22 protein-coding genes are annotated in these 23298 nt (G+C 61.1%); 5 read left to right on the top strand and 17 right to left on the bottom strand.

The window, feature by feature from the left end; genetic code table 11:
• Positions 1-179: 179 nt before the first annotated feature.
• Both RG2_RS14360 and RG2_RS14365 read right to left on the bottom strand, forming a co-directional pair.
• Positions 180-1838 carry a long-chain-fatty-acid--CoA ligase gene (locus RG2_RS14360; protein WP_033232004.1) on the bottom strand — a complete coding sequence of 553 codons (1659 nt, stop codon included), beginning with the start codon at positions 1836-1838 and terminating at the stop codon, positions 180-182.
• Positions 1839-2118: 280 nt separating this feature from the next.
• Complete coding sequence (locus RG2_RS14365; protein ID WP_051730322.1) at positions 2119-2958, bottom strand: TetR-type transcription factor C-terminal domain-containing protein; 840 nt, start codon at positions 2956-2958, stop codon at positions 2119-2121.
• Positions 2959-3221: 263 nt separating this feature from the next.
• Between RG2_RS14365 and RG2_RS14370 the strand changes: the two genes are divergently transcribed.
• From RG2_RS14370 to RG2_RS14385, 4 genes are all read left to right on the top strand, one after another.
• On the top strand, positions 3222-3590 hold the full coding sequence (locus RG2_RS14370; protein ID WP_033232003.1) for a nuclear transport factor 2 family protein: 369 nt from the start codon (positions 3222-3224) through the stop codon (positions 3588-3590).
• A 167-nt stretch (positions 3591-3757) separates the two neighbouring features.
• A complete protein-coding gene (locus RG2_RS14375; protein ID WP_051730321.1) occupies positions 3758-4327 on the top strand; it encodes a VOC family protein in 570 nt (189 codons plus the stop codon).
• Positions 4324-4692 carry a nuclear transport factor 2-like protein gene (locus tag RG2_RS14380; protein WP_051730320.1) on the top strand — a complete coding sequence of 123 codons (369 nt, stop codon included), beginning with the start codon at positions 4324-4326 and terminating at the stop codon, positions 4690-4692. The genes RG2_RS14375 and RG2_RS14380 overlap by 4 nt, the downstream gene beginning before the upstream one ends.
• Before the next feature lie 277 nt (positions 4693-4969).
• Positions 4970-6583, top strand: coding sequence for an ABC transporter substrate-binding protein (locus RG2_RS14385; RefSeq protein ID WP_080711632.1), 1614 nt, complete (start codon positions 4970-4972; stop codon positions 6581-6583).
• A 159-nt stretch (positions 6584-6742) separates the two neighbouring features.
• Here RG2_RS14385 and RG2_RS14390 read toward each other — a convergent pair whose 3' ends face one another.
• The 9 genes from RG2_RS14390 to RG2_RS14430 all read right to left on the bottom strand — a co-directional run bounded on the left by RG2_RS14390 (position 6743) and on the right by RG2_RS14430 (position 15735).
• On the bottom strand, positions 6743-7522 hold the full coding sequence (locus RG2_RS14390; protein ID WP_033232001.1) for an IclR family transcriptional regulator: 780 nt from the start codon (positions 7520-7522) through the stop codon (positions 6743-6745).
• Positions 7519-9084 (bottom strand): long-chain-fatty-acid--CoA ligase, encoded by a 1566-nt coding sequence (locus tag RG2_RS14395; RefSeq protein WP_033232000.1) that lies wholly within the window; start codon positions 9082-9084, stop codon positions 7519-7521. The genes RG2_RS14390 and RG2_RS14395 overlap by 4 nt, the downstream gene beginning before the upstream one ends.
• 14 nt (positions 9085-9098) lie before the next feature.
• Positions 9099-10241, bottom strand: coding sequence for an alpha/beta hydrolase (locus RG2_RS14400; RefSeq protein WP_033231999.1), 1143 nt, complete (start codon positions 10239-10241; stop codon positions 9099-9101).
• A 2-nt stretch (positions 10242-10243) separates the two neighbouring features.
• Complete coding sequence (locus RG2_RS14405) at positions 10244-10819, bottom strand: NADPH-dependent FMN reductase (protein WP_051730319.1); 576 nt, start codon at positions 10817-10819, stop codon at positions 10244-10246.
• The gene (locus RG2_RS14410) at positions 10816-11592 is read right to left on the bottom strand and encodes an ABC transporter ATP-binding protein (RefSeq protein ID WP_033231998.1); all 777 of its coding nucleotides are present in this window, start codon (positions 11590-11592) and stop codon (positions 10816-10818) included. Before RG2_RS14410 ends, RG2_RS14405 begins: the two co-directional genes overlap by 4 nt.
• A complete protein-coding gene (locus RG2_RS14415; protein WP_045067796.1) occupies positions 11585-12388 on the bottom strand; it encodes an ABC transporter ATP-binding protein in 804 nt (267 codons plus the stop codon). Before RG2_RS14415 ends, RG2_RS14410 begins: the two co-directional genes overlap by 8 nt.
• Positions 12385-13509, bottom strand: coding sequence for a branched-chain amino acid ABC transporter permease (locus RG2_RS14420; RefSeq protein ID WP_051730318.1), 1125 nt, complete (start codon positions 13507-13509; stop codon positions 12385-12387). Before RG2_RS14420 ends, RG2_RS14415 begins: the two co-directional genes overlap by 4 nt.
• A 3-nt stretch (positions 13510-13512) precedes the next feature.
• A complete protein-coding gene (locus RG2_RS14425; protein WP_033231997.1) occupies positions 13513-14394 on the bottom strand; it encodes a branched-chain amino acid ABC transporter permease in 882 nt (293 codons plus the stop codon).
• Between the two features lie 93 nt (positions 14395-14487).
• Positions 14488-15735: an ABC transporter substrate-binding protein gene (locus RG2_RS14430; protein WP_165826282.1), complete on the bottom strand. Its 1248-nt coding sequence runs from the start codon at positions 15733-15735 to the stop codon at positions 14488-14490.
• A gap of 1355 nt (positions 15736-17090) precedes the next feature.
• Between RG2_RS14430 and RG2_RS14435 the strand changes: the two genes are divergently transcribed.
• Positions 17091-18398 (top strand): MFS transporter, encoded by a 1308-nt coding sequence (locus RG2_RS14435; RefSeq protein WP_230590026.1) that lies wholly within the window; start codon positions 17091-17093, stop codon positions 18396-18398.
• A gap of 1062 nt (positions 18399-19460) precedes the next feature.
• Here RG2_RS14435 and phtC read toward each other — a convergent pair.
• From phtC to RG2_RS14470, 6 genes are read right to left on the bottom strand one after another with little or no spacing between them, the layout of a single operon-like run.
• Positions 19461-20186 (bottom strand): 3,4-dihydroxyphthalate decarboxylase, encoded by a 726-nt coding sequence (gene phtC, locus RG2_RS14445; RefSeq protein WP_033231994.1) that lies wholly within the window; start codon positions 20184-20186, stop codon positions 19461-19463.
• Complete coding sequence (locus RG2_RS14450; RefSeq protein WP_033231993.1) at positions 20186-21388, bottom strand: NAD(P)/FAD-dependent oxidoreductase; 1203 nt, start codon at positions 21386-21388, stop codon at positions 20186-20188. The genes phtC and RG2_RS14450 overlap by 1 nt, the downstream gene beginning before the upstream one ends.
• The gene (locus RG2_RS14455; protein WP_033231992.1) at positions 21385-21582 is read right to left on the bottom strand and encodes a ferredoxin; all 198 of its coding nucleotides are present in this window, start codon (positions 21580-21582) and stop codon (positions 21385-21387) included. Before RG2_RS14455 ends, RG2_RS14450 begins: the two co-directional genes overlap by 4 nt.
• Positions 21583-21621: 39 nt before the next feature.
• Positions 21622-22404 (bottom strand): 3-(cis-5,6-dihydroxycyclohexa-1,3-dien-1-yl)propanoate dehydrogenase, encoded by a 783-nt coding sequence (hcaB, locus tag RG2_RS14460; RefSeq protein WP_033231991.1) that lies wholly within the window; start codon positions 22402-22404, stop codon positions 21622-21624.
• A complete protein-coding gene (locus RG2_RS14465) occupies positions 22401-22712 on the bottom strand; it encodes a hypothetical protein (RefSeq protein WP_033231990.1) in 312 nt (103 codons plus the stop codon). Before RG2_RS14465 ends, hcaB begins: the two co-directional genes overlap by 4 nt.
• Positions 22709-23296, bottom strand: a complete 588-nt coding sequence (locus RG2_RS14470) for a 3-phenylpropionate/cinnamic acid dioxygenase subunit beta (RefSeq protein ID WP_033231989.1) — start codon at positions 23294-23296, stop codon at positions 22709-22711. The genes RG2_RS14465 and RG2_RS14470 overlap by 4 nt, the downstream gene beginning before the upstream one ends.
• Between the last annotated feature and the right edge of the window lie 2 nt (positions 23297-23298).

Consider the following 23298-nt stretch of genomic DNA (forward strand, 5'->3'; position numbering starts at 1 on the left):
CTTGATTCATGGGTGATGTGAGGCACTACCGGCGACTCGTGTGACGAGGCTATCAGAAAGCATTTCTACTGTGAAGAATAGACTCCGACATTCCAGAACAGCGAAAAAGATTGCGTAACAGACAGATACAACAAAGCCCGGGCAGTGCGAAAATCGCACTGCCCGGGTTTCAACAGCGTCTAGACGCTCCGATAGAGGTCACCGTGCTGAACGCGCATAACCTTCTTGTCCAGCTTGCCGACACTGGTCCGTGGGAGTTGGTCGACGTACAGGATCGTGTCGGGAAGTTGCCACTTGGCGAATGCGCCTTCGAGCAGCGCGTGGACCTCGCCCAGCGCGACGTCCTCACCGTCGGTGGTCACCATGATGACGACTGGACGTTCCTGCCATTTCGGATGCTCGACACCGATCACTGCGGCCTCGGCGACCCGGGGGTGGGCAATGATTGCGTTTTCCATATCGATCGACGAAATCCATTCGCCGCCACTCTTGATGACATCTTTGAGCCGGTCCGCTAGCTTGAGGTAGCCGTTTTCATCGATAGTCCCGATGTCGCCGCTTCGCCAATAACCGTCCAGGAATCGGTCGGCGTCGTCATCAAGCTTGTGGTATCGCGCGGTGATCCACGGTCCCCGCAGCAGGACCTCGCCCTGACTGTTGCCGTCGTGCGGCAAGTCGTTGTCTTCGGGATCGACGATTCGCACATCGACACCCCCCGCGGGAAGACCCTGATAGCGCTTGATGTTCCACCATTCGTCTTCCGTGACCTTGCCCTGCAAGGTGACCTTACGGCCGTAGTTCACGAAAGCCATCGGGGCAGTCTCGGTAGCCCCGTATGCATGAATAAAGTCGGCACCGGTCAAGTCGTAGAACCCGCGCATGAGTGTGAGCGCCGGCTCGGTAGCGCCGGACAGCAGACGGGTCCGGCTGAAGTCCGGTTTGACATCAAGCGTCTTGATGTAGTCGAGCATCGGCTGGAAGATCGCCGGCGCACCGTTCGCGACGGTCACACCTTCGGCGATCATCACGTCCGCCAGCATGTCTGTGTCCCCTGCCGAATAGCGTCCGGGGAGAACAATTTTGGCTGCGACGTAGACGGCGGACTGCGGCAGACCCCAGGACTGGCTGTGGAACATCGGCGTGATCAGCATGACCGCGTCAGCGGCGCTCATCCCGTAGGACGAGGCCTGCGTCAGAGTGTGTAGGTAGATCGCTCGATGCGAGTAGTAGACGCCCTTTGGCCGACCGGTGGTCCCGGTCGTGTAGCAGGCGCTGTAGGCGGAGCTCTCGTCGATCATCGGCCAGTCGATCTCCGGCGACGCAGTCGCTACCAGGTCTTCGAAATGGCGCACATTCGTCAACGTGGTGACAACCTCTGCGAGAGGCTTGTCGGACATCACCACCCAGGTAATCTCCGGCGCGAACGGTGCCACCGACTCCGCGACGCTCAGCAGACTCTCGTCAACCAGGACGACGGACGCGCCGCCGTGCGTCGCGACGTAACCCACATCTTCGGGAGCCAGGCGCAGGTTCATCTGCAGCATCACCGCTCCGGTGCCAGGAATGGCCCAGTAAAGCTCGAAGTGCCGCTTGGTGTTCCAGTCCAGGATCCCCACCACATCGCCGGGTGCTACACCCAGATTGGTCAGGGCGTTCGCAATCCGCTTGATACGCGCATAGGCGTCGGCGTACGTGTAGCGATCCCATCCGCCGTCGCCGGTGCGGTAGACGATCTCCCGCTCAGGATAGTTACGTGCCGAGTGGCGGATCAGCGTAGTCGTGTTGAGCTGATACGAGTCGTCATTCGTCGACGGGTGTCCCTTGACAATTGTGGTCATTATTCACTCCTCGGGTCCAGTGCTAGTGCGGGCGACCTAGGAGGGTCCGGATGCTGACTCCATGCGCGAACCGCATCCCGGGTTGTCGTGAGCCCTGAACGTGCCGCCTGGACTTGATATTTGGTGAGGCTTAACGCCCATCAGTTGCATTATTCTGCAATGCAGAAGCTCTCTCTGCACCTAGAATTGCATAGCCCAAGTGCGTTAGTCAAGGAATGAGCCCGAAACCTGAAGCGGCTACGACACTCTCAACCATCTCGTCAGGTGGCGAGCGAATGCGTCATCGAGCACCGGTAGATCTTGCATCAACCATGGCCAGTGCAAGATCGGCGTACTCCCTCGCGATTTCGACCGGCGACGGGCTGATCCCCGGTTGGTACCAATCCGCAACGGCAACGCACATCGTGACGATCGCTGTGGCGGTTGACGTCGCCGGGACGGTTCCGGCTCGCCCCGCATCACGGCACGCCTCCACGGCCGACTGGACGATCTCCCGAACTTGCCGTCGTAACTGCAGATGCATCAACCTGCCAGGCTCGTCGAGCGAACGGAGTTCTGTGGACGCGAGCACGGCCGAGGCCTGTCGGTGGGTGTGGAACAGGATTACGCACTCGACAAGATTGGCCACACGCTGATCAGGCGATTCTGCTTCGGCATCTGCAGCCACGCATCGACTTATGAGCTCTGCCATCGCGCTCTGCAGCAGTTCGGTGAGCAGAGCATCCTTGCTTTCCACGTGGTAGTAGACGCCAGCCATCGACAAGCCACACCGGTCGGCAATCATCCTGACTGTCGCAGCGTGGTAGCCCACTTCCACAAAGACATCCAGCGCCGCCCGAAAGACCGGGGTGAGGTCCAACCGTTCAAAGTCTCGCCAGTCCTCGAACCGCGGTCCGGTGGGCTCAGGTGGACGCAGATCAAGCTCTACCCCGAGCGCCTTCGCGAGTGCCTCCAGACGCTCCGCACCCGGCAGGCTCTTCCCGTTCTCGAACTCGCTCAGCGAGGACGCACTCATGCCTATTTGTTGAGCTAGCTGACGGAGCCCGACCTTGCGCTCGATTCTCGCCGCGCGCATCCTGGCTCCGAGCCCGTCTCCAACGATTCGTCCCGCCTGCACCATGAGTACCACGCTATCCCGCCGACACTCGACCACCTGGTTGGACGGCCGTTATGGCGGACGACGATCTGTCATGACATGGAGATAGAACCACTGTCGCACGCATCCGTCAGCTGACGTTCGAAATTTAGCGATCGGTAGATCTTGACGAACCGAACAGCTGGTAATACGGTCCTCCTGGGACGCATAAGCGATGTACGTCACAGTCCCCCTTCCCCTGTTCGTAAGTTCGACGCCTTCCGTGGCGTCCAGTCAGGAGCACCGCAATGAGCGACATCCTCGAGTTCGCAGACCGGTTCTTCAACGCCGTCGAGGGTGGTGACATCGACGCGGTGGCCGGCTTCTATCGCGACGACGTGACCGTCTGGCACAACTTCGACAACCTCGACCAATCCCGGGACGACAACCTCGCAACCCTCGCCGGAATCTCCGGCCGCTACGACGCTTTTGCCTATGTGGACGTCCGCCACACCGCCGTCGAAGACGGATTTCTCCGCCAACACGTCATCAAAGCGACTGTCGGCAAGAAGACCGTCAATGTCCCCGCGGTCCTACGCGTGTACGTCGATGGCGGGCAGATCCACCGCATCGAGGAGTACTTCGACCGTGGCCAGCTTGACGTCGTCTTCAGCTGATGCGAACCGCGACAAGGCCTTCGAAGGAATATCACGCAACCATTGATCACGATCGGCCATCTGTTCGTCATCTAGCGATCGATAGATCTTGACGAACCGAACACTTGGGAATACTGTCGAATCGAGGCAGCGGCGCGATGCGCGTCACAAAGCAAAGAGAGTGTGAAATGACAAATACAGAATTTGAACTCGGCGGCGTATGTCACTTGGCGCTGGTGTGCCAGGACATGGAGCGCACCGTCGACTTTTACACCAACGTCCTGGGCATGAAGCTGTCCATGACGCTCTCCCTGCCTGGTGGTGGCCAGCACTTCTTCTTCGACATGGGCGGCGGCCAGTTCATCGCGTTCTTCTGGTTCGCCGATGCCGCCCCCCACGCTCCCGGCATCGCGGCGCCCGCGGCCATTCCCGGCATCGGCAAGGAAATCGCGTCGGCGCACGGCTCGATGAATCACGTCTCGTTCAAGATCCCGCTCGACAAGTTCGACGAGTACAAGGCCAAGCTCGAAGCAAAGGGCGTCCAGACCGGACCGATGCTCAACCACGACATGTCCGAGCGTGGGATCAGTTTCGGAGAGAGCGACTCGACCTTCGTGCGGTCGATCTATTTCTTCGACCCGGACGGGATCTTGCTCGAATTCGCGGCCTGGACTCGCGAATTGCGCGAGGACGACGTCAAGCACGCGCCCCGGACCGCCGACGGCGGCCTCGGCACCCCGGTTGGCGCCGCCAAATGAGCGAGATGCTCGATCTCGCCGACAAGATGTTCGGAGCCCTGGTTCTCGGCAATGTCGCCGTCCTCGACAAGATCTATCACACGGACGTGAAAATCTGGCACAACTGGGACAGCGCCGAGCAGTCCCGTGAGGACAATCTGCGCATCCTCTCCGGCATTCCCACCCGCTACGACGAGTTCCACTATGACAACCCGCGCTGCACTGTCCTCGAGGACGGCTTCCTGCGTCAGCACGTCATCCGGGCGACTATCGGGGACAAGACCGTCAACGTCCCCACGATCTTCCGGGTATTTGTCGACAGCGGAAAGGTTCGCCGTATCGAGGAGTATTTGGACGCAGGCCAACTCCGCAAGGTCTTTGCCTGAAAAGAACGTGATCACACGAAACAGCCCCGCCGATCCAATCCCCTCGGCGGGGCTGTTTCGTGTCCGGCCTTGCTGCGCAGGAAGATTCATTCGGTACCGAGATCACAAAAAGACCGCTGCGACCCCTCCAGCTCCCCATTTTTCTCTCAGAAAGAACTTACTTCTGCTAAGTTCGACGTGATGTGAGTCTCCCTTGGGGTTCGTCGGGGCCGACGGCATCCAATTCCCAGCCTCAGCGTGAACGCGCAGTCAGGTCTGTAGACACACCCTCCGAAGGATGGCAATGAAGCGAATAACTTATCGGCGGACGCTTACCGCCTTGGCCCTCATTTCGACTTGCGGGCTCCTAGCCGCCGGATGCGCGTCCTCCGCCGGCTCATCGGATGGCACTGGCGCGCCAAAGCTCGTGAGGGCTGGGGTGATTGGCGAGCAGTCGGATGAGGGACGCGCTATGGAAAGTGCGACTTTGACTTATGCATCGCATTCGCTGACCAATACCCTTGACCCGATCAAGGGCAGGACGTCTGCCTGGCTCGGAGGTACGGAAATGGCTGCCATTTACGACGTCCTGGTGCGATGGGATCCAGAATCCGCAGAAATTGTGCCTCAGCTAGCCGAGTCGATCACAGAGGCTCCCGATCGACTCTCCTGGACCGTCAGACTTCGTGACGGGGTCACGTTCAGCAATGGCGACACTCTGGACGCGTCGGCCGTTATTGCCAGCACCAATCGTATGACCGAGGGCAATGCCACGAACAGCGATCAGTTCCGGGCGAACGTGCGGTCTGTCGAGGCGCCCGACCCCAGTACCGTGACGTATAACCTGAAGAATCCGTGGAGTGACTTCCCGACCCTCCTGACCTCAGGTTTCGGCATGATTACCCACTCCGACTCGTTCAGAGACGGGAAATTTGTCGAACCGATCGGAGCTGGTCCATTCACTGTTGAGTCCGTCAATCCCGGATTTGAACTCGTTCTTGCGCCACGCGAAGACTATTGGGGCGGGAAGCCGCGAATTGGCGAACTCAAGTTTGTAGACCTTCAAGGCGAGCAGCCGATGGTCGACGCGCTCAAGGCTGGTGAGGTGCAGATGGCGTATCTGAGGGGAGGCGAGGCCATCGACACGATGCGGGCCGATTTCCCCGGTTACTACGAGCCGGTAAGCATGGTCGACAACGGACTTCTCAATATCAGGGAAGGTCGTGCGGCGCACGATATCCGGGTCCGACAGGCAATTGCGAAAGCGATCGACCCCACCGTGATCAATGAACGGTCCAGGAAGGGCCTGAACTCGCCGGGACTCGAGATGTTCCAGGAGTGGTCCACTATGCATGGGTCGATCCCGGGTCCTACTCCGGACATCGAGGCCGCTCGCAAGCTCGTCGATGAGGCAAAAGCAGACGGATACGATGGAAAACTGACGTTCGCCGCGCTGTCAGATCCAGCATCGACCGACCTGGCGTTGGCGATGCAGTCGCTGCTCCACAATGTCGGCTTCGAAGTCGAAATCCAGCCCAATGCAACAAAGAACGACATCGCCAAAGTTTTTTATGTCACCCATGACTTCGACGTGAGCGTCGCCGGCACAGCGGTGCCCGACTCCGCCCCGCTCCTGCGCCTTCAAGGCCTGCTCACGACTGGATCCAGTCAAAACGTCAGTGGCTACAGCAATCCCACTATGGACGAAGTCATCTTTCAGATTCAAACTGCCGGCACAGAAGACGAGCGCCGGGCTGGATTCGAGAAGATGCAGACGATCCTCAACGAGGATGTGCCGATCCTGCCTTTGGGTTCGGGCGCAAACTTCATTACCTGGGCACCTAACGTCCACGACGCAAAGTCGGGCATGGATGGATTGACGCTCTTCGACAAGGTCTGGATCTCGGACTAGGCCGTAACCTTTCGCGGCCCTGTCACCTTTGCCGAAAAGCAAAGTGGCAGGGCCGGGTTGGTCATGATCACAAGAAATAGCCCCGCCGATCGATTGGATCGGCGGGGCTGCACTCCTTGGTCTACCTTGCTGCGCAGGAAGATTCGCTCCGTGCAGTGATCACAGGAAGAACGCTGCAACCTCGTCTACTGCTTGGGCCAGGGCGGCGGCGATCTCTTCACGGGTCACGTCGGACATCCGGCTCTTGGGCGTGGACACGTTCAACGTGTAGCGCGCCCCGCCGTACTCGCCGAGCGAGACCGACACCGACGTAACTTCATCCTCGGACTCTTCGTTGCTAGTGGCAAACCCGACCCGGCGGACCTCCGCGAGTTGGCGCAGAAGCGCCGACCGCTTGGTAATCGAGTGTGACGTAAGGCCCTTCAGCTTCTCATCGGGGTACAGCTCGCGCACCGCACGGTCATCGAGCGTAGCGAGCAGCGCTTTGCCGGACGATGTGCAGTGCGCCGGCATGGTCATCCCCATGCGGGACCCCACGCGCACCGCTCGCGCACTCTCGACCGAGTCCACAAAGGTCACCGTGTTCCCGTCGAGGCGGGCCAGATGGACCGTCTCACCCAGGCTGGCCGAAAGCCGTTCGAGCACTGGATGTACACGGGCCCTGACGTCTGTTTGGCGCAGGACCGCGAACGCGATCGTCGTCAGGGCGGGGCCCGGTTCGTAAGCCCGTGAACCCTCGACCTGACGGACGAATCCGCGGTACTGAAGCATCGCCAGCAGTCGGTGCGCGGTCGACGAGGCAACCGAAAGGTACTCGCTCACCTCGGTCAGCCGGATACTGCGACGCTCGCCCAGCAGCAGCAGGATTCGCAGGGCGTTGTCGACAGACTCGATCGGGTACTGCGGTCGGTTCGCAGTTGTATCTTCCTTTGCGGTCACGCAGGTAGCGTAACGGCAGGAGCGCGCAGAACATTCTTGGTGACCTTGCCGGACGCGTTTCGCGGCAGCATATCGACCAGCACGAGGCTGGTCGGAAGCTTGTAGCGCGCCAACCTCTCCCCTGCCCAGGCGCGCAGCGACTCGATGGTCAACTCCGCCGCACCCGGTTTCAGTGCGACCACCGCGACCGGGGTCTCGCCCCATGTTTCGTGAACCTGGCCGATCACTGCAACCTCGGCGATGCCCGGGTGACCGGCCAGCGCATTCTCTACCTCGGCGCAATATATGTTCTCGCCGCCGGAGATGATCATGTCCTTCGCACGATCTACGACGTAGATGAAGCCCTCGGCGTCCTTGCGTACCAGGTCACCGGAGTGAAACCAGCCTCCGGCGAAGGCCTGCGCCGTTGCCTCCGGGTTGTTCCAGTACTCGGTCATCAGTCCCGGCCCACGGTAGACGATCTCGCCGACCTCACCGGGTTGCACATCCACCATGTTTTCGTCGACTATGCGTGCCCAGACACCGGGTACCGGGCGTCCGACGGAACCCAACTTACGGCGAGAATCCTTGGCCTCGAGCACACACGTCACCGGGGACATCTCGGTCTGCCCGAACAGCGCAATGCTCGACGCACCGGGAAGCACCTCGCTCATCTTGCGAAGCAGCGAATCGGTGGCAGGCGCTGCGCCCCAGGAACTGACGCGAAGCCGAGACAGATCGCGCGGCGACCGCTCCTGCTCGTCGCAGACCGCCTGCCACTGAGTCGGTACGAGGAATGTCGAAGTGACCTGCTCGCATTCGACGACGTCGAGGAGTGCCCCCGCGTTGAACGAGACACTCGGAAGGACAACCATGGTGGCGCCCATCAGAATCGCCGGCGCCACCAGGCCAAGAGTCCCGATGTGGAACAGCGGTGCGGCGCACAGGCTTACCTCGTCGTACATCTCGAACCGGAACGCCATCACGTTCGTGGCCGACTGCGCCGCCAAGTTGCGATGCGTCAGCACGGCGCCCTTGGGCCGTCCGGTGGTTCCCGACGTGTACATGAGCAGCGCTGGTTCGCACTCGTCGATCGTCGCGACCAGTCCGCCCGAACCGGAATGTGCGAGGAGAACGTCGTAGGCCGATGCGCCGTCAGAGCCCTCGCTGCCGACCTGGAAGACCTGAACCGGACCCGCGGCCTGCGCGACCGCAGCGATCCCGGTGGCGCTTGCCTGCTCGTCCACGAAAAGAACGACGGCTCCGCTGTTGTCGAGCGTGAACGCCACCTCGCCGACGCTCAGCCGGAAGTTGATCGGCACGGCGATAGCGCCGATCCGGTTGGCGGCGATCATGATCTCGATGTACTCGGCCTGGTTGCCCATCAGCAAAGCAACGCGGTCCCCGTGCGCCACGCCGCGCTCGGCGAGGGCGGCGGAGACGGAATCCACTCGCTGCTGAAGATCTGCCCAGGTAATCCGGCGGTCGCCGAAGACGACGGCCGTCTGTTCACCGCGCTCAAATGCATGCCGCGCGACCTGACTGACCCAGTGCTGCTGGCGGGCACGCGTCAGGTCATCCATGTCCACGCTCGTATTCACCACTGCGCCTTGGGGAAACGGTCCGCAATCCACTCGCACATCACATCGGCAACGGCGGCGCGGGCCCCGGGCTCCTGGAAATAGTGATCACCGGGCAGGTCCTTGCGCGACTTGTCCTCGCTCGCGAGGGCATTGAACAGCGCGTCCGCGTCGCTCGGGAACACACCCGAGTCCCCGTCAGGGTTGATGACAAGCGAAGGCACCGTGATTTTCTCCATGTGCATTTCCGCACGGCACTGCGATTCTTCGAGACTCCACATGTGTAGCCAATTCCGCAGCGTGCTCCCGGCACCGATGCCGCGGTCCTCGCGGTTGGCTACCGAAGTCGGGCCGCGGTAGCACTCGCCTGCCGGCCGACTGCTGGGCTCGAGCGTCGCGTCCACCATCCGGGGGTCAGCCCACGTACGCGGGACTCCGAAGTGCCGGTCGTTGTAACCCGCGGCGGTAATCCGAGCCAGCTCTTCCTGCGCCCATGCGGTGATCCGGTGGTTGCGGGCAACCTGCGCAGCGCGGTACCGCTCGATGAATTCCGCGGAGTACGGCGGACCGTTCTCGGGGTTGAACAGATCAAGTTCGGGGTCGGTCAGAGTCGGGTCGTTTTCGTCGACGACTGCTGCGTCCAGCCACGCGGTCAGCACGTCGGGCCGACCGCCGTGCGCGGCGAGGGAGATGTAGGCAGCTCCGGGGATGAGGTCGTTAATTCCGACTGCGGGTTCCATGTCGCGGGCGGGACGGATGCACGGCGAGGTCGCTTGCGCCTGGTAGGCCGCCATCAGCGAGCCGCCTCCGGAATTGCCGAGCAGGATAACCTGATCCACACCTGCGTGCTCCTCGAGCCAGCGCACACCCACACCGATGTCGACCAAAGCCTGGTCGAGATTGAACAGCTCCTCGTAACCGCGGTAGCGAGTATTCCAACCCAGGAATCCAATACCTCGCGCAGCCATGAACTCGGCGATGTAATGCTCCGAGAAATCAATCTGGTAATGCGTAGCGATCATTGCGATGCGCGGCTTCTTACCGGCCGGCGTGTAGTAAATGCCCTGACACGGGTAGCCGCCGGCACCCGCGCGCTTAGCGCCTGGTGACTCGCTGCTGACAAATTCCTTGTGGACGGTCGGGCTGGTGGTGCCGGTCATGGTTAGACAACCTCGTATTCGTTGAGACTTGCGTATTTCTTCAGGTGCGTGAACATCAACTCGACCCGCTCGAGGACGATGGGATCCGTCAATCTGCCTTGCTCGTCAAAGTGATTGGGGGCAAAGCTGAGGAGAATCTCCGGCCCGGGCAACACTGGGGACCGGGAGAAGACGAAGGTGTGACGCAGTTCGAATTGGCTGCGCGCTGTGCCGAGGCGGCCAGGCGTCGCGCCCATCAGCGCCACCGGCTTACGCTCGAGCACCGAGCGTCCGAGTGGAAGTGAGAGCCAGTCGAGTGCGTTCTTCAGAACACCAGGGATGCCGCCGTTGTATTCGGGTGTCGCGATGAGCAGGGCATCAGCGGCTTCGACCTCGGCGCGCAGAGCATGGACGCTGTTCGCCTCGTTACCGAAATCGTCTTCGTTGAGCATCGGGATCTCGCCCAGCAGCTTCGTGATCCGCACCTCGACGTCGACCGGCGCCATTGCCGCCGTCGCCTCGAGAAGTTTGCGATTCCACGAGTCTGCGCGGAGACTGCCTGCAATCGCGCAGATTACAAATTTTCCGTCTTTCATCATGCAGCTCCCAGATAGGCCGCGACGACAGCGTCGTCGCGGATAACGTCGGCGGGCTTGCCGAGGGCGATTCGTTGACCGAAGTTGAGAACACAGACGCGGTTCGAGATGCCCATGACCATCTTCATGTCGTGCTCGACGAGCAAAATGGCAACGCCGAGATCTCGGTTCACCTGCACAATGGTCTCCGTCATCTCGGCGGACTCGTCGTGATTCATGCCGGCGACGGGCTCGTCGAGCATGATCAGCCGCGGTTCCATCGCTAGTGCCCGCGCCAACTCGATTCGCTTCTGCGTGCCGTGCGGTAGTGATCCGACAGGGGTGTCTGCCAGGTGCTCGATGTTCATCAGCGCAGCGACCTCGCGAACCTTTTCCACCGCGGCCTTCTCCTCCCGCGCTGCGCGGCCCAGCCACAGCATGTTCTCCAAGGCTCCCGCGCGCATCGCGTTGTGCCGCGAAAGCAAGAGGTTGTCCAGCACCGTCATCGCGGGAAAGACCTCCACGTTCTGGAAGGTCCGGGCGATGCCCTTTTTCGCGATCTTGTGAGCCGGCAAGCCCAGGATTTCGGCTCCCGCGAAGCGCACGGAACCGGACTGTGGTGCGTAGACACCGGAGATGCAGTTGAACAGCGAGGACTTGCCCGCACCGTTCGGGCCGATGACGGAGAACAGCTCGCCCTCAGCGATCGAAAAGCTCACGCCGTCAATGGCTTTTACCCCGGCGAAGCTCAGGGCCAGATCGTTGATCTCCAACAGATCGGCACGCGGATCAGACATGCTGGATCACCCCTTCGGTATCGATTCCCGTGGCCTGTGCCGGCGGCTCAGCTGCGCCCACTGCCGAAGCACCCAGGTACAGCTCTGCGATTTCTGCGTCGCCGCGCAGGTCCTCCGCCTTGCCCTCCTTGACGACGCGGCCACCTTCGAGGACATATCCGTACTGCGCAATTGCCATTGCCATGGCCGCGTTCTGTTCCACCAACAGGATGGATGTCCCTTCCTTGTTGATGTCGACGATCACGTCTCGGACATCAGCAACGATTTTCGGTGCCAGGCCGAGGCTCGGCTCGTCGAGAAGAAGCACCTTCGGCTGGGACATCATCGCCCGACCGATCGCGAGCATCTGCTGCTCTCCGCCCGAGAGGTAACCGGCTTTGCGCTGCATCAGGTCACCCAGACGCGGGAAGTGGTGCAGCACCCGCTCACGCGCTTCGAGTTCCTGGGCCTTGCGATAGCGACGGACAAAAGCGCCGCTCGCGAGATTCTCGGCAACGGTGAGTCCAGGGAACACCTGCCGACCCTCGAGGGCCTGCGCGAGGCCGAGTTTCACGCGCTTCGACGAGCGCTCGTTGGTGACGTCGTTGCCCAGCAGTTCGACCCTGCCCGAGGCAACGGTGCCGCCGTGCACGCCGAGCAGACCCGACACCGCCCGCATCAGCGTCGACTTGCCCGCACCGTTCGGCCCGAGGAGGCTGACGATCTGGCCTTGGGGAACCGTCAGGCTCACGTCCTCGAGCGCCAGCGAGGCTGCGCCGTAGCGGACACTGAGGCTGTCGATGACCAGCGAGTTCATTTGCTACCTCCGGAGATTCGGGCTCGGATCCAGTCGATGGGCCGCTTGAAGAGCGCGAGCAATCCTTTGGGCTCGAAGATGAGGACCAGCACGATCACAAGGCCGTACAAGAACTGTGAGAGCAGAGGCGCGGTAACGCCGCCGTCGGCGCTCGCGTCCTTCGAGACAAACGGAAGGTACGGCGACAGCACATTCACCATCTCAGGCATCGCCTTGATGAAGAATGCGCCGAGGATCGCGCCCGCGACCGTGCCCATACCACCGATGACAACCATCGCGATGAAGTCGACGGAGACCATCATCGTCCACTGACTCGGCGTGAAGTAGCCCATGTAGGACACGAGCAGCGCACCGGAGACACCGGCGAACGCCGAAGAGATGACAAAGGCCACGACCTTGGTTCTGGTCACAGGTATGCCGGCAACGCCCGCCGCGATGTCCCGGTCACGGACCGCCATGAAGGCGCGACCTAGGCGCGAACGCTTGAGGTTCCACGTCAGCACAGTGACGATGAGCAGCACTGCCAGGGCGAAATACCACCACGCCTGGAACGAGGTCAGGATCTCCTCGCCTCCCGACGACCAGTAGCCGTCCAGCAGGTCTTGCCCGTTGATCTCCACCGCAGGGGCCGTCCGACCATTGACTCCGCCGCTCAGGCTGGTCCAGGTTTCCCAGACATAGGTGCCGATGAAAATCAGGGCCAACGTCGCAACCGCCAGGTAGAGCCCGCGGATTCGGACTGCCGCCGGAGCGACCACCCCACCGGCGAGTCCGGCAACTACAGCGGCTGCGGGCAACCACACCCAGACTGGGAGTCCCTCGTCGACTCCGAGCCAGGCCGAGGTGTAAGCGCCGATCGCCATGAATACCGCGTGGCCCATCGAGATCTGACCGGCAAATCCGGTGATGACCTGCATGCCGAGTGCGCCGACCGCCGCGATCAGCGCAAAGATTCCCACGCCCATCCAGAGATCGGACTGCACCACCCACGGCACAACGAGCATCGCCACTACCCACACGGCAACCCACACCCGCGTGCTTCGCTTCTTGGTCCGCACGACTTCGGAGGGAACACCTGCGGTGTCGTCGTCGATGGGTGCGGGTTCGAGAGTTGTTGTCATCGGTCAGACCCTTTCAATGCTTTTACTGCCGAAGAGTCCGTAGGGCCGGACCACCAGCACGGCAAACATGACGATGTAGGGCAAGACCTCATGGAGTCGGCCGCCCCCGATGTCCGACAGGTAGTAAGAACCCATCACCTGAATCAGTCCGACGATCAGGCCGCCGACAATCGCACCTACCAGCGAGTCCATTCCGCCGATCACGATCGCGGGAATAGCAAGCAGCGCAACGATACCCAATGCCGGAGACACAACCCGAGGGAACGACGCCAAGAAGACACCGGCCACCACGGCAAGGAACGCCGCAAGTCCCCACGAGAGTGCGAACATCCGTCGCACATCGATTCCCTGCGCCAGTGCCGCTTCCTGGTGACTGGCGGTCGCACGAAGCGCCAGACCGTACGGTGTCTTCTGGAAAAAATAGGCCAGCCCCGCGAGAACCACCACGGAGGTGCCGATTGTCGCAATGCCACTCCACGGCAGCACTACCGAGCCGACAGTCACCGTGCCTGAACCGACAGGACCGGCCGAGCCATGTGTGCCGACGCCCCAGATCATCAAGATCGCCTGGTGAAGCATGATCGAGATACCCAGCGTCGCGAGAACCACGGTGGTAACAGATTTTCCGACCATGCGGCGCAAGAAGACCGCCTCGATCAGGACCGCGAGAACCACCATGATGACGACCGCGAAGAGGAACGCCAGCCCCCAGGGCATGAAGGCCATCAAGGCCAGCACCGTGTAGGCGCCTAGCGCCACGATCTCTCCGTGGGCAAAGTTGAATGTGTGTGAGCCCTTGTACATGATCACGAACCCGAGGGCGATCAGTCCGTAGACCATTCCTAGGGCTATCCCCTGGAAGCCGAGCTGCAAGAAGAGCGCCATAGCCCCTTCTACTCCTTTAGTCGAACAATAATTGTCCTGATGCGCCGCCAAGGCGCCCGCCGCCGTCCTGTAACGGGCGCCGAAGTGCGTCGATCAGAAACCGTTTGCCTCGCCCCAGGCGCGAGCCTGATCGGTCTCGGCCCAGTCAGTGGTGGGGATCAGCAGACCCTCGGCATTTACGGTGTTCATCCGGCTCTGGTAGCTGACGATCGAGTCGCCGGTACCGAGGTTGACTGTCGGCAGGATGCCACCGAAGTCGATGTCGAGATCCTGCATCGCGGCCAGAACACCTTCACGGGTGAGATCCTTGTTCGCGCAGGCCTTTTCCAGCACCGCCGCGGTGGCAGTGCCGCTCAACCAACCGGCAACCTGGAAGTTGCTCGGCTTCTCGTTCGGCGCGTACTGCGCCAGAGCGGCATTCATGTCCTTGATGCCCTGAACGTCATCGTTCAGCGCTCCGTAGCTCGCCGAAACGTAGAAGTTGTCGGTCAAGCCGGCCAGCGGCTTTGCCAGCGCGGCGTTCCAGGCGCCCGAGTAACCGATCCACTGCGGCGAATAACCGAGCTGGGCGGACTGTCCCACCAGCCCCGCGGTCTGGGCCATGGTGTTGGCCAGGATCACGACCGTGGCGCCGGAGTTCTTCAACTCGGTGGCCTGAGCGGTGAAGTCGTTGTCAGCGGGGCTGTACGTCGGGCTGGCGACGACCTCGACGCCGGGGATCTGTTCCGCGGCAAACTTGACGGAGTCTGCGTATCCCGTGCCGTACTCGTCCGCCGGTGCGACGACGGCGACCTTGAGCGGGTTGGTAGCGCTTGCACCCGCCTTCTGCGCGGCCCAGACCAGGCCGTTGATCAGCTCGACCTCGAAGGGCGGGGTGTAGATCGCGACATCCTCGAGCTTGAGCGCTGCTGTGTTGAGCGATGCCGAGAAGGTCGGCAGGTCGTCTTTCGCGATGCTGTCCTTGACCGCCATCAGCGAGGACGTGCCGATCAGCTGCGGGATCATCACAACCTTGTTCGCGATGGCGCGATACTGCTGGGTGGTGACCTGAGGGTCGTATTTGGTGTCCATCTTGTGCAGGACGAGTTGACGCCCGCAGATCCCGCCCGCGGCGTTGACCTGGTCCAGCTTGATTTCCAAGCCGATCGAACCCGAGGTTGCGGGCTGGGCAAGTGGCCCGGAGTAGTCGGTGAGGATCGCAAGATTGATCTCGCTGTCGCTGACGCCCTTTCCGGTCTTGACCCCATCCGCACTTGCGGAGTCTCCACTGGCCGACCCGCCGCAAGCAGTCAACGTGAGCATTGTGGCGATTGCGAGGGCTGGAGCAGCTTTCCTCAACATCTTCAGTACGTCCCTTCGGGGTTGTGACCTGACCCACATTGAAACTGTGGTCCTGAGCATTGAACAGGCATACATGGCGTCGAGTCAAGGGCAATCTATCGATCGCTAAGCCAGAAACGCAATCTCTTAAGCTGCGCTAATAGTAGAAACTTTCTCTCTGCAGAGACATGTTCTGCCGAACACGCAGGTACGGCACGCGGAATGAACGAGGTCGGACCGGCGCCGAAGCCGAGCCAGTTTCGGCGATTGACGAGAAAAAATACCCGAGGTGACGTCCGTCCAATCGCCCGCGAGGCCCATGAAACAGGCCATGCATCGACCAAGACCATAACGAGGTACATCCAGGCCTCCGCTCGGTCAAATTGTACACAATCAGCCGAAATTTCTCGATACTGATTGCAATAATTCGCTTTTCTGCATACAAAGACCTGAACCATCGTCACGCGGACTGCAGCCCTCGATCGAAGCTGCCCGGACATCGCTATCGACATCGCTGCCACCGGTCGGTCGATACACAGTCGACTTCTGCCCGATCCCGAAACATGCACTTCCAACGGCTACCAGCGCGCGCAACGTCCTCAGCGCCCTATCAGTTCCCGAGGCACTAATCCTGTGGTCACCAATCAACACATACCCTCAGAGTTCGGGAGTTGTTGCATGAGAAGCAATGTCGATGAATTGGTATCGGCACACATCGAGACGGACCGATATTGCAGACGGAGCCATTGTCGGTGGACTTCGCCACTGATCATGGCTGGACCCGCGTCGCCGACGAAATCGACCTGCCGATACCGGCGGGTCGATTGTCCGTATCGCAGGAGACTCCGGTCCGGCAAGGCGGTGACTCCTCTTGCGTGCGAGGGGATTACTGCCCTTGACGACATCGACGGCGCTGGGTCGATCCAGGTTGCAGGGCGGGATCGACTTCCAGTATCGGGCGACAATTGGCGAGCATCCGAACGTCGCAGGTCTTACGCTTCTCTTCCCAGAAGAACTTACTTCTGCTAACATAATCTCGAGTGATGCGGATCACCCGACGCGAGTGGGTGTTAATGGCCGGCGGGGACACTTCAAATGGTCCCTGAGGCCCGTTTGGGAGAACTGGCCGATCGCCCGTTAGCGGCCAAGTGAGCCTGCGGCTTTGGTGGAGTAGCTGTGATTACTCGGTTGATTCTTGAATCGGCCGCTCCTCATGCATTCGACGTTCTCACCAAGTCCAATTCTGACCATGACCCGACACTGCCTTGCATCCGGAACTGATCCAATTCCGTACCCATGCGGTCGAGCTATTGGCCGATCTACAGCCGAGCGCCGAAGCCTAAAATGTCAAAGCGCCTGTCCAAAGGAACGTCAAGATGACCACTGATCAAATACCTAACCCTGCCACCGTCAAGGCGGCAGTAAATATTAGAACAGCCTGGGGCATGACTGGACTAGTCGTATTCCTTTATGTTGTAAACTTTGCAGATAAAGCAATCCTGGGCATCATTGCGCAACCACTGAAACGTGAATTAGGGCTTACCTCCACGCAGATAGGAATGGTTGGATCGCTCTTCTTCCTAACTTTTACGATCGGCGGATTCTTGGCCGGTCCGATCAACAAGTACATGACTCTGCGTTGGGGGCTTCTACTCCTGGCAGCTATGTGGTCGGTCACTCTATTGCCACTCGTCATATCTGCGAGCATAGTGACACTCATCGCTGGCCGTATGGTGCTGGGCTTCGCCGAAGGGCCTAGTTCTGCGCTCATGCATACGGCGGCATACTCCTGGCATCCGCCGGCGAAGCGCGGACTGCCCGGGGCACTCCTGATGGGATCGGGGTCAATTGGAAAAATCCTACTCGCTCCAATCCTGACCGCGATTTCTGTTACCTTCGGCTGGCGATATGCCGTCATCACATTGACAATTCTTGGTCTTGCCTGGTCAGTCTGCTGGGCGATCGGCTGGAGGGAAGGACCCTTCACAGGTCGGACCCCGAAGACTCCGCACGCCGACCTGGTGAATATGGAGCCAAGCGTTCCCTGGCGAACAATTTTTCTGTCTCGTACCTTTGTTAGCTGCTGCATCTTGACCATCGTGGTTTATGCGCTGACAACGGTCGTTCTTACTTGGCTTCCGTCATATTTTGAACTCGGCCTCGGATACTCGGCAATGCAGGCTGGATCAATGTTCGCGATCCCATCAGTTATCGCACTCATCTTGATGATTGGGTCGAGTGTGACAACTGACCGCGTATTGTTGCGTGGTGGAAAGTCTCGGACATCGCGGATTATCGTTCCGTGCATCGGAGTGTTCATTGGTGGCACAATCTTGGCCGTGCTACCAATGATTAACGTGCCAATCGTCGCAGTGGCTGTTGTATCGGTTGGGTATGCCGCGGTAAGTATGGCATTTCCCCTTCTTAATGCTGCTATCTCAGAAATTTGCCCGCCCCAGCAGATTGCCGGCACCATGGGTGTATATCTCGCCGTGATGGCCATCGGCGGACTAATCGCTCCTTACGCAACCGGTGTAATCGTTGATAATGCAGTTAGTCCGGCCGTAGGGTACGGGCAGTCATTTCAGGCTATAGGAATTCTTGCATTCCTGGCCGCTATCGTGGTACTAATATTCGCTAATCCTGACCGCGACCGCGCAGCAATCCGGGGTGATATGCCCTAACATTAGCAATATCTGACCCTTGCCGATTTTAAGCTACTAATCCTAAGTTATCGGAAAGTGGACGTAGCGGCGAGTCGTTTAGGGCAGTGCCGTCACCAAAAGAAATCTGCTGTCACGTCGGCACAATCTGCGTGGACTTCCGATATCTGATGGTGATTGCACTGACGTCAATCTTTCATGAGGCGCCTCTGCCGGTCTGATCGGTGAAAGATCAGACCGGCAGAGGCTGACCCGGATATGGGCGTGATCGGTCGCCCATGTGTGCAGTTGAAACGCTGCCGGATTCCAATACTCCAGCGAGGTAGTCTTCCGCTCATGGCAACAAGTTCGATGTAATTCACATGGAAACCGTTAACGCCTCGAGGCCTTCGAACGTCGACGTGATCAGATTGAACCCTCCATCAGGCGCAGACCATTCCGGTCTTCGAAAATCGGGGGTGGAGGAATTTCGACTCCAGCCGGCCATCTGTGCAGGTCTGTATCTGCTGACCGAGCGCGGCGACCATGGGGATCCGGCGGATTGTGCTCGGCAGTGGGTTTTCGCCACGACTACATCCGTTCTGCCACGGCGGTGTCAGGCCGGTTTTTGGCGAATCGGATCAGCGTCGCATTCCGCCGTCGGACATGAGTACATTTCTGGTCGTGGCGCCTGAGAGTTTCGTCAACTTCCTCAGCGACAAACCGCCCACCTATTTCGATCAGAAGGCAAGCAGCACTATATTTTTCGGGATGCCGCGTCTGACGTGCGGTTGTTGACCGGTTGACGACAGCAAAGTCATTCCAGAGGACTTCAGGACAAGGGGGTCATGTACGCCGGGAGTTCAGTCGTCAACTGCTGCCCGCAGTACTCTCGTTCGGGAATCCCCCGCTACTCATGCGGTGCACCTTGGTCCTCAGTGGTTCAAACATTCGACCCTCGCAACGTCCACGCTCGCCGAACTGACCGCCCGCCTTCGCCACTCCTCCCAGGATTCACCTGGGCCAAGACCGTCACCGGGACTTTCCTATCCCAGATGCCGCACAAATCGCCCTTTCGGCACCAGTAGTAGCTGCAATCGCCTGCTACTGAGAGCCGAGCAGAGAAACCTCGTGGCGCCACGCGGCACCCAGATTGAGACCGGCACCAAGATTCGGCAAGTCGGCCAGATCCTCGGCACCGATCGGTTTCAACGTGCCGCCCGCCGAGACGATGGACAACGATAGTGACGCGATCGTGTCGACGGAGATTGCGCGAAGAACCGCCTCCTGCACCGAGGTGCCGGTGGACGTGAGTCCGTGTCCGCGCATGAGGACCACTGGCCGCTCGCCCAGGGAATCAGCGACATCGTCGCCAAGCGCAGAGTTGTGAATCAAAGCGGCCCTGGGGAATACAGGCACTCCCCCGTGCGCCAGTACGGCCCCGGGGATGTCATAGGCGCCGACAATGGGCAGGATAGTCAGCCCGGCGAGATCGGCTGCCACTACGTTGGCGGGATGCGCGTGCACCACCGACATGACATCGGGGCGACGCATGAGAATCCGGCTGTGAAGAGGCAGCTCGTACGGCACGGTATAGCCGTCGAGTTCGCCGGGAGCGCCTGGCTCACCAGTCAATTCGACCAACCGAATATCTTGTGGCGTCGTGTGCGCCAGCCCGCGCTCTTGGGCGCCGCGGCACCGAACCAGCAGCCTGGTCTCGTCGATCCGGTAGCTGATGTGCCCGAGAATGCCGGGCGCTAATTGACGAGCCGCCAAAACTCGGCAGCCCTCCGCCACCAGATGCCGTAGTTCATCCAATTCCCCGGACATCATCGCTTCACCGCCGGAGTCGAAAGCTGCGCGTGCACCGCATCGGCGGGTCCGCCGGCAGCGATAGTCCGCCGCAGCTGGACCGACGCCTTGGGCCAGTTGACGGTAAAACCGCCGCTTGCCCGGCCCTCGGAGTCCTGCCAGATCGCTGCCAAACGTAGCGGGTCGGACTGTTCCACCACTAGCGGGTCTGCCGCAACGTCACGGGTTCCGAACAACTGAATCTTCCAGTCGTACTGATCGCTCCACACATAGGCCACCGGGTCGTGCGCGAGCAGATCATCCGCGTGAACAATGTTGTGGGCCACCGTGTTTGCTTGCTCGACAGCGTTGGTCCAGTGTTCGACCCGCGCCGACGTGCCGAGCCGCGGTTGGTACCACTTCGAAATGTCACCGACAGCGTGGATGTTCGCAAAGTCGGGAGTGCGGCCGTATTCGTCACACACGACACCGTCGTCGAGCGTCAGGCCTGACGACTCCAACCACCCGAGTTCCAGAACCGCACCAATTCCCACCACGACAGCGTCGACGGGAAATTCTGAGCCGTCGGAAAGCGTCGCGCGCAGACTGTCGTCTACGCAGTCGAGTGCGCTGACGGTGGTGCCGAATTTGGCCTCAACACCATGCGCCCGATGCAGGTCCGACAGGCGTTCTCCCAGTTCAGTGCCGACAATACGGGCCATCGGGACAGGCGCGGGATCGACAATCGTGACGTCGATGCCCTGCTTGCGCGCGAGTGACGCGACTTCCGCACCGATGAACCCGGCACCGACGACGAGGAGACGGTTCGCGCCGTGCAGACTCTCGCGCAGCGCGCGAGCGTCGGCAAGAGTGCGAAGTACATGGATACCAGGGCCGCTCCACGGCGAGGGCCGAGCCGCGGCACCGGTAGCGATCACCAGCTCGTCGTAGTCGAGAACTGTGCCGTCGGCGAGTGCCAGCTGGTTGGCCTGCGCCCGCACTTCGATTGCGACAGCGCCTAACCTGAGCTCGATGTCGAGCTCTCGTGCCTCCGCCGCGGTGAGCAGTGGCACGTGCGCGTCGCCGTCGAGCGGAACCTTCGACAGCGGCGGCTTGTCGTACGGCAAGTGCGGCTCGGCCTCGACAACTGTTACCGCCCCGGTGTAGCCCTCATTGCGCAACGCCCGGGCCGTACGGATACCGCCGACCGAGCCGCCGACGACGAGAACCCCGCCGCTCACTCTTCCTCCAGCCAGAGGGCGTTGGCGGGGCAGCTCTTCGCTGCGGTCTCGACGCGCTGGCGGTCGGACTCGTCCACTCGGGTTTTGAGCAGCACCACGAGGCCGTCGTCGTCCATGTCGTAGACGTCGTCCGCCGCGACCACGCAGTTTGCATAGCCCTGGCACAGTTCGAGGTTCGCTTTGAGGATTGCCATTTCCAAGTTCTTCTTTCGGTAGGTCGCGCGGTGCGACTCTTAAACTTTGATGCCCATGCCGCCATCCGAGTGGACGACGCGGCCGGAAATGCCGCGTGATCGGTCGGAGGCGAGGAAGACGTAGCTCCACGCGTGGTCGATGCCGGAGAGTGCGACGCCCAACGGGTTACGGCCGGCGAGTTCCTTCGCGCGGTCCGGGCCGTCGAGTCGGTTCTCGGTCAGTCCCAGCGTCGTAAGCCCGCTCAGATCGGTGCCCAGGGTGCCGCCAGGGGCCACGCCGTTGACGCGGATGTCCGGTGCCAACTCGTACGCGAGGGTGGTGACCAATCCTCGTACGGCGAATTTGGAAGCGACATACAGGGTTCCGCCGCGGCCCGGGTAGTAGGCCGACGTCGACTCTGTGAGCACGATCGACCCACCCGACTCACGCAGCGCCGGCGTCGCGGCCTTGACGCTGTGCAGGTGCGACTTGACGTTAATTGCGAACATCTCGTCGAACGCCTGATCCAGCATGTCGGCGTCGATGCTCTCGAGCTTGCGGTAGAAGTCGAAGACGCCGACGCAGTTCACCAGAATATCCAGGCCGCCAAAGCGATCCACGACGGCAGAGACCGCAGCCTCATTCGCGGCAGCCTTGGTGGCGTCGCCCTGCACAACTTCGACCTCGGGGTGCTCGGCCGCAAGTGCCTCACACTTGGCAGTGTCGAGTTCGAGGACGCCGACCTTGGCGCCCTCGGAGAGGAAGGCGTCGACCACACCGCGCCCGATGCCGGAGCCCGCCCCGACGACAAGCGCACGCTTACCGTCGAGCCAGCCGGTCACGAGGCGTCCTCGGTGCCGAGGAGCGACTGGAACGGTTTCCCGACCATCGCAGACAGCGTGGTTTCGTTCTGCCACGTCAGCGCTTCGAGCTCGAGAGCGTCGAGAGTGATCCACTGGCCGGACTTCGGCGATTCGATGAGCAGCCGAACGCCGTTGCGGGTGTGGACCTTCGAAATTCGCATGTCGGCGAACTCATTTGCGACGACGATGGTCTCACCGTCGCGCTGGTCCTGCAGCACACCGAGCCGGGAACTCGCCCGGGCTGCCGCTGCGGCGTCCTCGGCTTCACCCTCCCATGCGAGCTTCACAGGAAGACCGCCAAGTTCTGCATGCGCAAAACCGACTCGTCGGCGGCGATGTGCCGACGGGCCAGGCGCCAGACGTCCTCCTCGAGACGCAGCAGGTCGACGCGACCAACCGAGAGCAGCGAGGGCTCCAGCACGTCACCGCGGCTGCGGAACAACAGGACTGCCGACTCGACGACGAGTTCGTTCTCGTTCTCCGTCGCGAAGGTGCGGACGTTGGACAGGTGGTGACGCAGTCGTGAGGGCGGATCCTCTGCCCACGCGTGGCCCGTGTCGAAACGCGCGACGCGACGGCTCAACGAGTACTTGTCCTCGTCGAAGTGCGCCATGTCCTTGGCCGTGTCATAGCCGGTTCCCAGCGCCGTGGTGACGCGGATCGGCATGAAGTAATGGATGTCCTCGGCGAGGGTATCGAGCCAGGCGTCGTAGTCCTGTCGATCGAGAATGTAGGTCTCCTCCACGAGCCAGCGATTCGCGGTCAGGTGCCGCGGATCGTCGAATGCCAGTGAGGAGCCAACGGCGGTGGTCTTCGACGCGGCCTGACCCAGCGGGGAGCTGGCGGAGTCGATGGGGATGTAGGTGCTCATGA

The sequence above is a fragment of the Rhodococcus globerulus NBRC 14531 genome, from assembly GCF_001894805.1.
GTDB classification, from domain to species: domain Bacteria; phylum Actinomycetota; class Actinomycetes; order Mycobacteriales; family Mycobacteriaceae; genus Rhodococcus_F; species Rhodococcus_F globerula.

Bases quoted from the DNA above. Each gene is read 5' to 3' on its own strand.
- RG2_RS14400 (WP_033231999.1), bottom strand. From the start codon at position 10,241: ATGACCGGCACCACCAGCCCGACCGTCCACAAGGAATTTGTCAGCAGC.
- RG2_RS14375 (WP_051730321.1), top strand. From the start codon at position 3,758: ATGACAAATACAGAATTTGAACTCGGCGGCGTATGTCACTTGGCGCTG.
- RG2_RS14365 (WP_051730322.1), bottom strand. From the start codon at position 2,958: ATGGTGCAGGCGGGACGAATCGTTGGAGACGGGCTCGGAGCCAGGATG.
- RG2_RS14385 (WP_080711632.1), top strand. From the start codon at position 4,970: ATGGCAATGAAGCGAATAACTTATCGGCGGACGCTTACCGCCTTGGCC.
- RG2_RS14395 (WP_033232000.1), bottom strand. From the start codon at position 9,084: ATGGATGACCTGACGCGTGCCCGCCAGCAGCACTGGGTCAGTCAGGTC.
- RG2_RS14410 (WP_033231998.1), bottom strand. From the start codon at position 11,592: ATGTCTGATCCGCGTGCCGATCTGTTGGAGATCAACGATCTGGCCCTG.
- RG2_RS14405 (WP_051730319.1), bottom strand. From the start codon at position 10,819: ATGATGAAAGACGGAAAATTTGTAATCTGCGCGATTGCAGGCAGTCTC.
- RG2_RS14435 (WP_230590026.1), top strand. From the start codon at position 17,091: ATGACCACTGATCAAATACCTAACCCTGCCACCGTCAAGGCGGCAGTA.
- RG2_RS14420 (WP_051730318.1), bottom strand. From the start codon at position 13,509: ATGACAACAACTCTCGAACCCGCACCCATCGACGACGACACCGCAGGT.
- RG2_RS14415 (WP_045067796.1), bottom strand. From the start codon at position 12,388: ATGAACTCGCTGGTCATCGACAGCCTCAGTGTCCGCTACGGCGCAGCC.
- RG2_RS14470 (WP_033231989.1), bottom strand. From the start codon at position 23,296: ATGAGCACCTACATCCCCATCGACTCCGCCAGCTCCCCGCTGGGTCAG.
- RG2_RS14430 (WP_165826282.1), bottom strand. From the start codon at position 15,735: ATGTTGAGGAAAGCTGCTCCAGCCCTCGCAATCGCCACAATGCTCACG.
- RG2_RS14425 (WP_033231997.1), bottom strand. From the start codon at position 14,394: ATGGCGCTCTTCTTGCAGCTCGGCTTCCAGGGGATAGCCCTAGGAATG.
- phtC (WP_033231994.1), bottom strand. From the start codon at position 20,186: ATGTCCGGGGAATTGGATGAACTACGGCATCTGGTGGCGGAGGGCTGC.
- RG2_RS14360 (WP_033232004.1), bottom strand. From the start codon at position 1,838: ATGACCACAATTGTCAAGGGACACCCGTCGACGAATGACGACTCGTAT.
- RG2_RS14380 (WP_051730320.1), top strand. From the start codon at position 4,324: ATGAGCGAGATGCTCGATCTCGCCGACAAGATGTTCGGAGCCCTGGTT.
- RG2_RS14370 (WP_033232003.1), top strand. From the start codon at position 3,222: ATGAGCGACATCCTCGAGTTCGCAGACCGGTTCTTCAACGCCGTCGAG.
- RG2_RS14455 (WP_033231992.1), bottom strand. From the start codon at position 21,582: ATGGCAATCCTCAAAGCGAACCTCGAACTGTGCCAGGGCTATGCAAAC.